General features: G+C 54.7%; 13 protein-coding genes. 9 read left to right on the forward strand and 4 right to left on the reverse strand.

The window, feature by feature from the left end; all coding sequences use genetic code 11:
* Window positions 1-48: 48 nt before the first annotated feature.
* The 4 genes from QLG08_RS13350 to mutH all read right to left on the reverse strand — a co-directional run bounded on the left by QLG08_RS13350 (window position 49) and on the right by mutH (window position 3,055).
* Entirely contained in the window at window positions 49-1,089 is a 1,041-nt protein-coding gene (locus QLG08_RS13350) for an NADP(H)-dependent aldo-keto reductase (protein WP_013026992.1), read from the reverse strand.
* 140 nt (window positions 1,090-1,229) lie between these two features.
* Window positions 1,230-1,448 (reverse strand): YgdI/YgdR family lipoprotein, encoded by a 219-nt coding sequence (locus tag QLG08_RS13355; protein ID WP_014594481.1) that lies wholly within the window; start codon window positions 1,446-1,448, stop codon window positions 1,230-1,232.
* 118 nt (window positions 1,449-1,566) lie between these two features.
* On the reverse strand, window positions 1,567-2,277 hold the full coding sequence (locus tag QLG08_RS13360; RefSeq protein ID WP_014605139.1) for a TerC family protein: 711 nt from the start codon (window positions 2,275-2,277) through the stop codon (window positions 1,567-1,569).
* Between the two features lie 100 nt (window positions 2,278-2,377).
* Window positions 2,378-3,055 carry a DNA mismatch repair endonuclease MutH gene (gene mutH / locus QLG08_RS13365; RefSeq protein ID WP_013026989.1) on the reverse strand — a complete coding sequence of 226 codons (678 nt, stop codon included), beginning with the start codon at window positions 3,053-3,055 and terminating at the stop codon, window positions 2,378-2,380.
* Window positions 3,056-3,741: 686 nt separating this feature from the next.
* Between mutH and rppH the strand changes: the two genes are divergently transcribed.
* The 9 genes from rppH to recC all read left to right on the forward strand — a co-directional run bounded on the left by rppH (window position 3,742) and on the right by recC (window position 13,674).
* Window positions 3,742-4,269 (forward strand): RNA pyrophosphohydrolase, encoded by a 528-nt coding sequence (rppH, locus tag QLG08_RS13370; RefSeq protein ID WP_013026988.1) that lies wholly within the window; start codon window positions 3,742-3,744, stop codon window positions 4,267-4,269.
* A 12-nt stretch (window positions 4,270-4,281) separates the two neighbouring features.
* Window positions 4,282-6,528 (forward strand): phosphoenolpyruvate--protein phosphotransferase, encoded by a 2,247-nt coding sequence (ptsP, locus tag QLG08_RS13375; protein WP_028715746.1) that lies wholly within the window; start codon window positions 4,282-4,284, stop codon window positions 6,526-6,528.
* 109 nt (window positions 6,529-6,637) lie between these two features.
* Entirely contained in the window at window positions 6,638-7,519 is an 882-nt protein-coding gene (gene lgt, locus QLG08_RS13380; RefSeq protein WP_024471441.1) for a prolipoprotein diacylglyceryl transferase, read from the forward strand.
* Entirely contained in the window at window positions 7,516-8,310 is a 795-nt protein-coding gene (gene thyA / locus QLG08_RS13385) for a thymidylate synthase (RefSeq protein ID WP_014594480.1), read from the forward strand. The genes lgt and thyA overlap by 4 nt, the downstream gene beginning before the upstream one ends.
* A 192-nt stretch (window positions 8,311-8,502) precedes the next feature.
* Window positions 8,503-8,973 (forward strand): prepilin peptidase-dependent protein, encoded by a 471-nt coding sequence (locus tag QLG08_RS13390; RefSeq protein ID WP_013026984.1) that lies wholly within the window; start codon window positions 8,503-8,505, stop codon window positions 8,971-8,973.
* Window positions 8,970-9,497 carry a prepilin peptidase-dependent protein gene (locus QLG08_RS13395; protein ID WP_029569105.1) on the forward strand — a complete coding sequence of 176 codons (528 nt, stop codon included), beginning with the start codon at window positions 8,970-8,972 and terminating at the stop codon, window positions 9,495-9,497. Before QLG08_RS13390 ends, QLG08_RS13395 begins: the two co-directional genes overlap by 4 nt.
* Window positions 9,494-9,898: a DUF2509 family protein gene (locus tag QLG08_RS13400; protein ID WP_072138270.1), complete on the forward strand. Its 405-nt coding sequence runs from the start codon at window positions 9,494-9,496 to the stop codon at window positions 9,896-9,898. Before QLG08_RS13395 ends, QLG08_RS13400 begins: the two co-directional genes overlap by 4 nt.
* Window positions 9,858-10,184, forward strand: a complete 327-nt coding sequence (locus QLG08_RS13405; RefSeq protein WP_230957768.1) for a prepilin-type N-terminal cleavage/methylation domain-containing protein — start codon at window positions 9,858-9,860, stop codon at window positions 10,182-10,184. Before QLG08_RS13400 ends, QLG08_RS13405 begins: the two co-directional genes overlap by 41 nt.
* A 112-nt stretch (window positions 10,185-10,296) precedes the next feature.
* Window positions 10,297-13,674 carry an exodeoxyribonuclease V subunit gamma gene (gene recC, locus QLG08_RS13410; RefSeq protein ID WP_282472972.1) on the forward strand — a complete coding sequence of 1,126 codons (3,378 nt, stop codon included), beginning with the start codon at window positions 10,297-10,299 and terminating at the stop codon, window positions 13,672-13,674.
* The last annotated feature ends 19 nt before the right edge of the window (window positions 13,675-13,693 follow it).

Below are 13,693 nucleotides of genomic sequence, written 5' to 3' on the forward strand. Positions count from 1 at the left end.
ACGATGACGGACAGGCCAGCCTTGCCACCGCACGGCTGGTCGTCCCCGTCAGGGGGCTGGATAGGTGTAACGGCGATGGATCGCTTCGAGTTCTTCCAGAACCTCATTGCTGAGCGTCACGTTGGCGCTGTCGATATTGATCTTTAACTGATCCAGCGTGGTTGCGCCCAGCAGGGTGCTGGACACAAAAGGTTGCTGACGAACAAACGCCAGTGCCATTTGTGAAGGATCAAGCTGATGTTTTTGGGCCAGCGCCACATATTCCGCCACCGCCAGTTGAGACTGCTCACCGCTGTAGCGGGTAAAGCGGCTAAACAGGGTATTACGTGCACCCGCGGGCTGCGCGCCATTCAGGTATTTACCGCTCAACGTGCCAAACGCCAGGCAGGAATAGGCCAGCAGCTCCACGCCTTCATGCTGGCTGATTTCCGCCAGGCCCACTTCAAAACTGCGATTTAGCAGGCTGTAGGGGTTTTGAATAGAGACGATACGCGGCAGTTCATGCTTTTCTGCCAGCTGCAGATAACGCATGACGCCCCACGGCGTTTCATTCGACACGCCGATATAGCGGATCTTACCTGCCCGCACCTGCTCAGCCAGAGCCTCCAGCGTTTCTAACAGCGTGACAGGGACGCTGTTCTCACTGTACTGATAGCCCAGCTTGCCAAAAAAGTTGGTTTGACGCTGCGGCCAGTGAAGCTGATACAGATCGATGTAGTCGGTGTTTAAACGTTTCAGGCTGGCATCCAGCGCCTCGCGGATATTTTTGCGATCCAGCGCCATATTAGGGCGAATCGACGCATCGTTGCCGCGCGTTGGGCCGGCAACTTTACTGGCAAGAACGATTTTATCCCGGCTACCGGTCTTTTTTAACCAGCTGCCAATATATTTTTCGGTCAGCCCCTGAGTTTCGGGACGCGGGGGAACAGGATACATCTCGGCAGTATCAATCAGGTTGATGCCCGAACTGAGGGCTAAATCCAGTTGAGCGTGGGCGTCGGCTTCGCTGTTTTGCTCACCAAACGTCATGGTGCCCAATCCAAGCTGGCTCACTTCCAGCGAGCTATGGGGGATACGGTGATAGTGCATTGCCGGCTTCCTTTTCTGTAGGGATAAGTAATATGACTTCAGGGACTATAGCGCGAGGCGTAGCGGCTAAGAAAGGGGGATAACAGAGAGAAATAGCCTGCCGACGCGGGGGAGGGGCGACAGGCCGATACTTTTCGCATCTAGCGTTCAATAATGGTAGAAACGTCGTCACTGTTGATCTGCACCGTATGGCCTGACTGATCGGTGTATTGCACCAGCCCCGTTTCTTTATCAATGCTCGGTTTCCCTTCGGTCATAATCATCCGGCCATCTTTTGTTGCCATAACATAATTGGAACTGCATCCACCCAATGTCACCGCAGCAACGGCCAATAATACAATTTTACTCAGCCCTTTCATTATGCTCATCCTCACGAATCGTCCACTGCAAAAAGTGTAGTAATAAATCCTTTTACCGATTGGGTTAATCGTATCAATCTGAAAATAACCGGGCGGCGCGGAGCCGCCCTTGACAACATTAGTGCGTTTTTTTCTTACTGCGCATCAGGTTAAGGCACTCAACGGCCATCGAGAAGAACATAGCAAAATAAATGTAACCTTTTGGTACATGCACCGCGAAACTTTCCAGGATCAGGGTAAAACCCACCAAAATCAGGAACGAGAGAGCCAGCATTTTGACCGACGGATGACGATCAACGAACTCACCAATACTGCGGGCAGCGACCATCATCATTAATACCGCAATCACCACTGCCGCCATCATAATAAACAAATGGTCGGAGAGGCCCACGGCCGTAATAACGGAGTCGAGACTAAAAATGATGTCGAGCAACATGATTTGAACAATGGCACCCATGAACGAGTGAACGTTGGTTTTGTGCTCGGCTTCTTCGCCTTCTATCGTTTCATGAATCTCCATGCTGGACTTCCACAGCAAGAATAATCCACCAAACAACAGAATGAGATCGCGTGCTGAAAAAGCATGATCCATGAGGGTAAACAATGGGTTGGTCAGTCTTGCGACCCAGGCAATAGAGGCCAGTAACCCCAGACGCATCAGCATTGCGCCCATCAAACCGATGCGGCGTGCGCGGGCTTGCTGATGTTTGGGGAGTTTTGCCACCACTAACGACAGAAAGATAATGTTATCAATGCCCAGAACCACTTCCAGAATGGTCAGGGTGCCCAGCGCCAGCCAGGCGTTGGGATCGGTAATCCACTCGAACATACCTGCACTCATATCCTAAACGAAAATTAAACAAAGATTATACGCACCAAATTTGTCTAACTCACATTTAAATACCGCCAGGGACGCGAGAATAAGGCTGTCAGACCAAAAAATGGCGTGCCAGAAGCGGGCCTGTAAAACTTTTCTTGAGATAAAACCCGCGTGGCAGCGTCATGATGGGCTGTCCGCGATCGCCGATCCCTTCCGTTAAGGCTTTGCTGTTTGCTGCTTTGGGGCGAATCTGCAGCCAGGCACCGTGACGGGCGGTGATGCGTTCTACCTGACCCAGTACGATCATATCCATCAACTCCTCCCAGTCCTGGCGCAGCATCTCATCTTCCTGCGCGTCGGGGCTCCACAGCAGCGGCGCGCCAACCCGACGTTCGCCTAACGGGATGTCACGCTCGCCCTCTACCGGCATCCACAGGACGCGCGCCAGCTTATGGCGGACATGGCTGTTTTGCCAGGTGACGCCGCTGTTTCCGGTGAGGGGCGCAACGCAAACAAATGTTGTTTCCAGCGGCTTGCCATAGCGATCGACAGGGATCGTTTTTAGTTCAATTCCCAGGTGTGCGAAATCCTGTTCTGCTTTACTGCCCGCACTGGCGCCCAGATGCCATTCCAGCAGCATCCCGACCCAGCCTTTATCCCGTTTCAGGTTGGCCGGTATCGGAATGCCTGCCTGGTCGGCCAGGGTTTGCAGCGTTAAACCTGCCAGTGACTGGGCGCGCGATAGCAGTGTTGACTCGTCTTCAGGTGGCCCGGGAAGGAATGTCATGTGAATAACTCATAATGATTAATAATTAAGCAGCCTGCGGCAGCCTCAGGTTTTCCACAGGAAAGAACGCGGTATAAAACACATAATAACATGAAACATAGTACTTTTTTTTACAGCGAAATTGGCAGGCTCCAACTCATGTCGCAGGTTATCCCAACTTGCTATCAACAATGAACAGGATCTCAAGCCCAGTTATCCACAGAAAAATGGGATAACCCCGTCTCAGGTTGCCTACTGGTTCCATTTACAGCCTTGACTTTGCTGTTTTTCAACAAAAATTAAGCCGTTTGATGCAAGCTTGAGCCGATCGCTGTGGATAAAAAGCATTGTGGTGGATCTTTAGCCAATTGTCAGCGCGAAGGAATTATCCGCCCCCTTTCCGGCAGGGTAAAAGGCAGCAGAGTAAAAAAATAGGCTTATATTTCAAGAGTAAATCGTGGTCTGGTTTTTGGCACCTTCAGATTCATCCTGGTACGTTATTCAGTTAACTCCCGTGTTCTGCACAAAGCTATCCACAGAAAACGTGAATAAGATCTCTCTTTTTACGGACTTTTGTTTATAACTTCGCATGAGTCTGTGAGTTATCCCGACATTACGCCCCTAAGCGCCCGCAAATCCAGTGGTTTACCGCCTGTAAGGAGTGTGAAACAATCAGACCATTCAATTTTAGCTTTTGAGGTAGTCCGGTGATCGATGATGATGGCTACCGCCCGAATGTTGGTATCGTAATTTGTAACAGGCAGGGGCAAGTGTTATGGGCCAGGCGCTTTGGACAGCACTCCTGGCAATTTCCTCAGGGAGGCATCAATCCCGGTGAAACCGCGGAACAGGCGATGTATCGCGAACTGTTCGAAGAAGTCGGGTTACACCGCAAAGATGTTCGAATACTTGCATCTACCCGTAACTGGTTGCGCTACAAGTTGCCAAAACGTTTGGTGCGTTGGGACACAAAACCGGTTTGTATTGGTCAGAAACAAAAGTGGTTTCTTCTGCAGTTGATGTGTAATGACGCAGACATTAATGTGCAGCACAGCAGCACGCCGGAATTCGACGGCTGGCGGTGGGTAAGCTTTTGGTATCCGGTCCGTCAGGTTGTCTCTTTTAAGCGCGATGTTTATCGTCGGGTGATGAAAGAATTCGCTGGCGTAGTGATGTCCATGCAGGAGAGTGCGGTGCAGCGAAATCATCCTGCCCATCGACGTAAAAGAGGATAGGCCACGCCCTTTATGCTCACTCAGTTGCGAGAAATTGTTGAAAAAGTGGCGAGTGCGCCACGTCTGAATGAAGCACTCGACATTCTGGTTAATGAGATCTGCCTGGCGATGGAAACGGAAGTCTGTTCCGTCTACCTCGCCGATCACGAACGTCGCTGTTATTACCTGATGGCGACACGCGGTTTGAAAAAACCGCGTGGGCTAACGGTCAAGCTGGCGTTTGATGAAGGTATTGTCGGTCTGGTGGGGCGACTCGCTGAGCCGATTAACCTTGCCGATGCGCAGAGCCATCCCAGCTTTAAGTACATTCCTTCAGTAAAGGAAGAGCGCTATCGCTCTTTCCTTGGCGTGCCTATTATCAGCCGCCGCCAGCTTATGGGCGTGCTGGTGGTTCAGCAGCGTGAACATCGGCAGTTTGACGAAAGTGAAGAGTCGTTTCTCGTTACCCTGGCCACGCAGCTGGCTGCCTTACTGTCACAATCGCAACTGAGTCAGTTGTTTGGTCAGTATCGTCTGGCACGCATTCGGGCCATTGCTGCCGCCCCAGGCGTTGCCGTCGCGCCGGGCTGGGTAGACGAAACCCAGCCCTTACTCGATCAGGTTTCTGCCGCCTCAACGCTGGATCCGCAGCGTGAACGCGAGCGTTTGTCACTGGCCATGACCGAAGCCGCCAGTGAATTCCGTCGCTTCAGTAAACGCTTCACCGCCAGCGCGCAAAAAGAGAGCGCGGCGATCTTCGATCTCTACTCGCACCTGTTAACGGACGCCCGCCTGAAAAAGGATCTTTTCGCGGAGATCGAGCGGGGATCCGTTGCCGAGTGGGCGGTCAAAACCGTCATTGAAAAGTTTGCCGCCCAGTTTGCCAGCCTGACGGACAGCTATCTGAAAGAGCGCGCCGGCGATCTGCGGGTGTTGGGTCAACGTTTGCTGTTCCATCTCGATGATTCTCTGGTGGGCGTGAACGCCTGGCCTGAGCGTTTCGTGCTGGTGGCAGACGAACTCACCGCCACAACGCTGGCGGAAATTCCGCACGAGCGGCTGGCAGGGATTGTGGTACGCGACGGCGCGGCGAACTCCCATGCGGCCATTTTGACCCGGGCGATGGGCATTCCGACCGTCATGGGCGCGGACATTCAACCCAGTCAGTTAAATAAACGTTTGCTGATTGTCGATGGCTATCGCGGTGAACTGCTGATCGATCCTGAACCGGTTCTGGTTCAGGAGTACCAGCGGCTAATTAGTGAAGAAAATGCCCTCAGCAAAATGGCTGAAGGCGGCGTGGACAGGCCGGGCGAGCTGCGTAGCGGTCAACGTATACAGGTTATGCTGAACGCGGGGCTGAGCCCGGAGCATGAGCAAACGCTGGGCAGCTGGGTTGACGGCATTGGCCTTTACCGCACTGAAATTCCCTTTATGCTGCAAAGTGGTTTTCCATCGGAAGAAGAGCAGGTTGCTCAGTATCAGGGCATGCTGCAGCTGTTCCACGAAAAGCCGGTAACGCTGCGCACGCTGGATATCGGGGCAGATAAGCAGCTGCCTTACATGCCAATCAGTGAAGAGAATCCTTGCCTGGGCTGGCGGGGCATCCGTCTCACGCTCGACCAACCCGAGATTTTTATGGTGCAGGTGCGCGCCATGCTGCGTGCTAACGCCGCGTCAGGCAATTTGAGCATTTTGTTGCCGATGATCAGCCATATCGATGAGATCGACGAAGCCAGGCGGCTCATTCAGCGTGCCGGGACAGAAGTGGAAGAGATGCTCGGCTATACCATTCCGACGCCGCGCATCGGGATTATGATTGAAGTGCCTTCTATGCTGTTTATGATCCCGCACCTTGCGTCGCGCGTCGATTTCGTGTCTGTCGGAACCAATGACCTGACGCAGTATTTACTGGCGGTGGATCGTAATAATACTCGCGTGGCGAACCTGTATGATTCGCTGCATCCGGCTATGCTGCGTGCGCTACAGGCAATTTCCATTGAAGCCCATTTGGCGAATCTGGAATTATGCTTATGTGGTGAAATGGCGGGCGATCCGATGTGTGTGGCGCTATTGATAGGGATGGGGTATCACCATCTCAGCATGAACGGCAAGAATGTCTCACGCGTGAAATATCTGCTGCGTCATCTGGATTACGAAGAAGTCCAGAAACTCAGCACCCAGGCGCTCAAAGCCTATTCAGCGTCAGATGTGCGTCAGCTGGTCTCGGCGTTTATGGAAGAGCGCGGCCTGGGCGGCCTGATTCGCGGCGGTCGTTAACCCAGGTTACATTTCTGCGGCTACTCAGAAAACTGGCTGTGCTATCATGCGCAGCCCTAATTTATGTGCATCACGTCCCCTTTTCAGGGCTGAAAATAAACGGTGAATGATGAATAACGGCTATATCGCATTTCCGCAGTTCGATCCGGTAATCTTCTCGATCGGACCGCTTTCGCTTCACTGGTACGGATTGATGTATCTGGTGGGTTTTGTTTTCGCCATGTGGCTGGCGGTGCGTCGGGCCAACAAGCCAGGCAGCGGCTGGAAAAAAGAGGAAGTAGAGAACCTGCTTTACGCGGGCTTCCTGGGCGTTTTCCTGGGTGGTCGTATTGGTTATGTGCTGTTTTATAACCTGCCGCTGTTTCTCGATAATCCGCTTTACCTGTTCAAAGTCTGGGATGGCGGTATGTCATTCCACGGCGGGCTGATTGGCGTGATCCTGGTGATGCTGATATTTGCGCGTCGCACCAAACGTAATTTCTTTCAGGTCTCTGATTTTATTGCGCCGCTTATTCCGTTTGGCCTGGGCGCTGGTCGCCTGGGTAATTTTATCAATGGTGAACTCTGGGGCCGTGTCGATCCCAATTTCCGTTTCGCCATGCTGTTCCCCGGCTCGCGCAGCGAAGATATCGCGCTGGCGGCCAACAACCCACAATATCAGGCCTTACTGAACACCTATGGCGTGCTGCCGCGTCATCCTTCACAGCTGTACGAGCTGTTTCTTGAAGGCATCGTGCTGTTCATTATCCTGAACCTGTTTATTCGTAAACCTCGCCCGATGGGCAGCGTCTCTGGCCTGTTCCTGATTGGCTACGGCACATTCCGCATTATTGTTGAATTCTTCCGTCAGCCAGACGCACAGCTTGGTTTGCTCACCGGTGGACTGAGCATGGGGCAACTCCTGTCGATCCCAATGATTATTGCCGGTGTGATTATGATGATTTGGGCGTACCGCCGTCGCCCGCAGCAACAACTTCACGAGGAAAAATGAAACAGTATCTGGACTTAATGCGCTACGTGCTGAACGAAGGCACACCAAAATCTGACCGTACCGGTACAGGCACGCTTTCAATTTTTGGTCACCAGATGCGTTTTAATCTGCAGGATGGTTTTCCGCTGGTCACCACAAAAAAGTGCCACCTGCGCTCCATCATTCATGAACTGCTGTGGTTTCTGCAAGGCGATACCAATATCGGTTACCTGAAAGAAAACAACGTCTCAATCTGGGATGAGTGGGCGGACGAGCAGGGTAATCTTGGGCCAGTCTACGGCAAGCAGTGGCGCAGTTGGGGCACGGCAAGCGGTCAGGAAATTGATCAAATCACCAAGGTGATTGAACAACTGAAACGCGATCCGGATTCCCGCCGCATTATTGTGTCAGCCTGGAACGTCGGCGAGCTGGATGAAATGGCGCTGGCGCCGTGCCATGCGTTTTTCCAGTTCTATGTTGCGGACGGTAAACTCTCCTGTCAGCTTTATCAGCGCTCTTGCGATATCTTCCTGGGGCTGCCGTTTAATATCGCCAGCTATGCGTTGCTGGTGCATATGGTGGCACAGCAGTGCGATCTGGACGTGGGTGATTTTGTCTGGACCGGGGGCGATACGCACCTTTACAGCAACCATCTGGAGCAGGCCCGTCTGCAGTTGACACGTGAGCCGCGACCGCTGCCGACGCTTGTCATCAAGCGCAAACCTGCTTCGTTGTTCGATTATCGCTTCGACGATTTCGAGATTGAAGGTTACGATCCGCATCCGGCGATTAAAGCCCCGGTTGCCGTCTGACGGTTTCCTGATACTAAGCCTCGGTATGACTTTGCATACCGGGGCTTTTTTTATCTTTCCGCCCGGCGCTTTGCGGCGATGATCTCAAACGATGCTTCAAACACGGCATGCAGCTGAAATAGTCTGCAGCGCCGCTTCCCGTTCCCGCTTTTACACATTGCCATCCCGCCCGCCAGATCGCACGCTGTTGCCATGAAAAGACCAACATCAAAAGGGTTTACGCTGGCAGAGCTACTGTTTGTCATGGTGATTGTCGGCATTCTCAGCGCGTTTGCCACGCAGGGCTGGCAGCGCTGGCAGCAGCGTCAGCAACTGCGTGACAGCGCTCGCCAGCTGCAATTTTTTTTGCTCAGCGTACGGGCGCAGGCCAACTGGCAAAACCGCGACTTTGTGTTATGGGCGCGAACCATGCAGCCCTGGTGCTTAGGTGTTGGCGATGCGCCGGTAAACGGCTGTGATCCCGCCCGACGCCTGCATTTTATTGCGCCGCACACGGGCGTGACCTTGCAGCCGCTACGCGGTGAGCCAGGCTTTTACGGACGGCGCAACGTGGCCAGAGCGGGCAGCATTGAGCTGGTCAATCCAGCGGGACGAATCCGGCTGATCATCTCGTCACGGGCGCGGATTCGCCTGTGCTCCTCAGAGGAAGCAGGCTGCGAATGAAAGTGGCCGGATTTAGCCTGCTGGAAATGCTGATTGCGATGGCCATCAGTGCGGTACTGATGGTGGGCGCAGGGCGCTTTATGCCGCTGCTGTTGGGGGAAAATCTCCGTCTGCAACAGCGGGTGCAATTGCAAACGGAGCTGCAGCAGATGTTGTCTACACTGGAAAAAGCCGTGCGACGGGCAGGCTATTGCCAGGGAGAATGTGGCCGTGAAGGATTAACAATAACCGGGAGCTGCCTGCTTATCCGCTTTGATGAGAACAGCAACGGTCGCTGGGAAGATATCAGTCATGGTGAAAGCGACTATTACGGCTACCGGCTGCGGCAAAAGCAGCTGGAGATGCAGCGCGGTGTGGATAACTGCAATGGCAGTGGCTGGGAGCGCTTGTCCGACCCCGCGTTTCTCTCTGTGGAAGCCCTTGAACTGCAGCGGGAAGGCCAGCGGGTCAGGATAATGCTGCAGGGGCGAACGGGTCAGCAGGAGGAAACAGTGGTGCGCTGGGTGGAGGGCATGAATTTGTGAAGGCGCAGGGCAACAGCGCGCTGGGGATGGTGTTAATCATCATGCTGACAGGCGGCATAACGCTGCACGCCAGCCGCGACATGCTGACGCAGGGGATGCGCGGGGTTGCCGATGAGCAGCGTTTCATTCAGGGATTCTGGCAGGCGCAGTCGGCGCTGCAGTGGGGGCTGACCTTACAGTGGACCGAGCAGCCGCCGTTATTCTGCCAACAGGAGAACCGGTATGGCTGGCAGAGCTGTCTGCAAAGAACCGCAGATGACAAAGGATTACTTAAAGGTGAAGACCGCACTGGCGAGATGGCCCTGTGGCGCTGGGTACGGGTGCAGGGCAGCACCATTCATCCTTTGCCGCAGGGCTGGATTGACTACTGCCCGCTGGCCGCGTCAGAGCAATGTTTCTGACGCGCGTGGGTTCAGCCTGCCGGAAGCCCTGTTTGCCCTGCTACTGATGGCTGTGAGCACCAGCGCTCTGCTTCAGTATCACCGCGTGTTGACGCTGGGTTTCAGTCAGCAGTGGCAGCAACGAGAAGCCTGGCGCGTTGCAGAGCAGCGACTGCTTGGCCACGAGGTGCCAGGCTGGCAATCCCGTTTCGAGAAAACACAAGGTCCGGGAGGCTGTGCGCTGGAAAAAGCCGAGGTGAGCGGGCCGCATCAACGTCACGCCAGCCTGATGCGTTTAACCTGTTAAGCGGTTAGGGCATTATGCTTACCCGCCTTTTGGTAGGCTTGAAATGCGATACGCGGTAGAGTGAGTATCCTCTGAGGTCGCTATGCCGTTTTGATTTTCCACAGGAGTTTTCATGTTTCACGTTTATCACTCTAATCAGCTTGATCTGCTCAAAAGCCTGGCAGCCAGAGTGATTAAACTGGATCCGCTTGACGATCCTTTTGCCTCAGAAATGGTGCTGGTACAAAGTCCGGGCATGGCGCAATGGTTACAGATGGAGCTGGCGCACACCTTTGGCATTGCGGCGAATATTGAATTTCCGCTACCGGCCAGTTTTATCTGGGAAATGTTTGTTCGCGTACTGCCGGACATTCCGGTCGAAAGCGCTTTTAGCAAAGCCAGCATGAGCTGGAAGCTGATGCACCGTTTACCCTCGCTGCTGCTACAGGATGAGTTTGCCTCACTGCGCCATTACCTGAGCGATGATGGTGACAAGCGCAAACTGTTTCAGCTCAGTGCCCGCGTCGCTGACCTGTTTGACCAGTATCTGGTTTATCGCGCCGACTGGCTGAACAGTTGGGAGCGGGGTCAGCACATCGACGGCCTGGGCGATGCCCAGATTTGGCAGGCGGCGCTATGGCGTGACTTAGTGAATTACACCGAGGAACTGGGCCAGCCTAAATGGCACCGTGCCAACCTCTATGCGCGCTTTATCCATACGCTGGAGCAGACGCAGACCCCACCAGCCAACCTGCCCGAACGGGTTTTTATTTGCGGCATATCAGCGCTTCCGCCGGTCTATCTTCAGGCGTTACAGGCGCTGGGGCGACATATCGATATCTATCTGCTGTTCACGAATCCCTGCCGCGACTACTGGGGCGACATTCAGGATTATGCTTTTCTGGCGAAGTTACAAAGCCGTCAGCGTCGCCGCCACGATCGGGAGGAGTATCGTGGATTGTTTAGCGATGTGGCGCGTGCGCCTGCGCTGTTCAGTGACGAAGGCGAGCAGCAGCTCACGAACCCGCTCCTGGCCTCCTGGGGCAAGCTGGGGCGCGATAACCTTTACCTGCTCAGCCAGATGGATCTTAACAGCGAAATTGACGCCTTTGTCGATGTAGAGGAAGACAACCTGCTGCACAGCATGCAGCACGATCTTCTCAATCTGCAGGACAAGGCCGTGATCGGTCTAACGGCCGACGAACTGGCCTACAGTGGGCAAAAGCGTTGTCTGGATCCAGCGGATCGATCCATCGCCATACAGGTTTGTCACAGTGCCCAACGCGAAGTGGAAGTGTTGCAGGATCATTTACTGGCGCGGATGGAGGCGGATCCCGGGCTAAAAGCACGCGATATCATTGTCATGGTCGCCGACATTGACGCCTATGCGCCCTTTATTCAGGCCGTGTTTGCTAATGCTCCGGCCGAACGTTATCTGCCGTTTGCCATCTCTGACCGCCGTGCCAGTCAGGCGCATCCAGCGATTGTGGCTTTTCTGCATTTACTGGCGCTGCCCGACAGCCGTTTCGTCTCCGAAGATGTGCTGGCGCTGCTGGACGTGCCCGCCTTAGCGAACCACTTCTCGATTGACGAAAGCGGGCTGCGTTTACTGCGGCGCTGGGTGAGCGAATCGGGCGTACGCTGGGGGCTGGATGATGCCAGCGTTGAGGCACTGGCCCTGCCGGTTACCGGTCAGCATACCTGGCGCTTTGGGCTGCAACGCATGCTGCTTGGCTATGCGATGGAAAGCCAGCATGGCGACTGGCAGGGCATCCTGCCCTACGATGAGTCAAGTGGACTGGTGGCCGAACTGGCAGGTCATCTGGCTGAGCTGCTGTCGCGGCTCAACCACTGGCGTCAGGTGCTGTCCGAACCGCGCCCGCTGGAAGCGTGGCTGCCTTTGTGCCGCGAGCTGCTCAATGCATTCTTTACGGCCGATCCCGAAACTGAAGCTGCACTGCTGCTGGTGGAAGAGCAGTGGAAGGCGTTGATTGAATACGGCATGGACGCACGCTTCGATGAGCCCATTCCGGTGGTGTTGCTGCGCGACGATCTGCGCGGCCGACTGGACCAGCAGCGTATCAGTCAGCGTTTTCTCGCCGGACAAATCAACTTTTGTACCCTGATGCCAATGCGTTCCATCCCGTTTAGCGTCGTGTGTTTACTGGGGATGAACGATGGCGTTTATCCGCGTACCCTGGCGCCGCTGGGATTTGACCTGATGCAACAGCAGTCGCGTAAAGGGGACCGTAGCCGCCGTGATGACGACCGTTACCTGTTTCTGGAGGCCCTGATCTCCGCGCAGCAACAGCTCTATATCAGCTATATCGGACGCGCGATACAGGACAATACCGAACGTTATCCGTCCGTGCTGGTCACAGAATTACTGGAATATATTGGGCAAAGTTTTTATCTGCCAGGCGATGAAGACCAGGATCTGGACGAGAGCGCGCGCCGGGTCAGGTCGCATCTGGAACACTTACACAGCCGGATGCCGTTCGCGCCCGAGAACTTTCAGCCCGCGTCGGCAGCCCACAGTTTTGCCCGCGAATGGCTTCCCGCCGCGCGGGGTACGGGTCAGCCCCAGCCCGATTTCGTTCAGCCCCTGCTCACGCCGCCCGTAGAGACATTAGCCCTTGAACAGTTCCTGCGATTCTGGCGTCATCCCGTGCGGGCCTGGTTTCAGCAACGCTTGGGCGTGAGTTTCTGGCTTGAAGAAAATGAACTCCCCGACAGCGAACCCTTTGCGCTGGATAGCCTGGAGCGTTACCAGATTAATGCCCAACTGCTGAATGCACTGGTAACAGGCGAGGACACCGATCGTCTTTATGCCCATCACCGCGCTGCCGGAAACTTACCTTATGGCGCGTTTGGTGAACTGTTCTGGCAGGCTCAGCGTGAAGAGATGCAGGAGGTGGCGGCAGACGTCACCTCTCAACGTAGCGAAGGGGAAAGCTGGGAAATCAATCTGGATCTGGACGGCGTCAGCCTGTCCGGCTGGCTGACTCAGGTGCAGAGTGACGGGCTACTGCGCTGGCGGCCAGGCGTGCTGAATATCAATGATGGTTTATTACTGTGGCTCGAACATTTAGTTTATTGTGCACTGGGCGGTAACGGCAGAAGCCGCATGTTTGGCCGCCAGCAGAGCTACTGGTGCTTCCACGCCGTTGCGCCGGATGACGCCACGGCCCAGTTAGCGCGCTACATGCAAGGTTATCTGCAAGGAATGCGCGAACCCTTGATGCTCCTGACTAAAAGCGGGGGCGCCTGGATCAGCACCTGTTTTGATAAGAAAAGCCATCAGTTCCTCAGTGATGAGGCCACGCAGCTCAAAGCCCGCAACAATTTGCTGGCGGCCTGGGTGGGGGGGTATCAGCAGGAGGGCGAGGGAAGCGATCCCTATTTGCAGCGGCTGTACAGAGTACTGGACGAATCCCAGCTACAGCGCATAACCGAGGCGGCGGCGTGCTGGTACTCACCGGTGCTGCAGGCCCATCAGGACGATCGGTAAGTCACACCTTTGCAGGTGA

It is taken from the genome of Pantoea sp. V106_11 (assembly GCF_029967885.1).
Taxonomy (GTDB): domain Bacteria; phylum Pseudomonadota; class Gammaproteobacteria; order Enterobacterales; family Enterobacteriaceae; genus Pantoea; species Pantoea ananatis.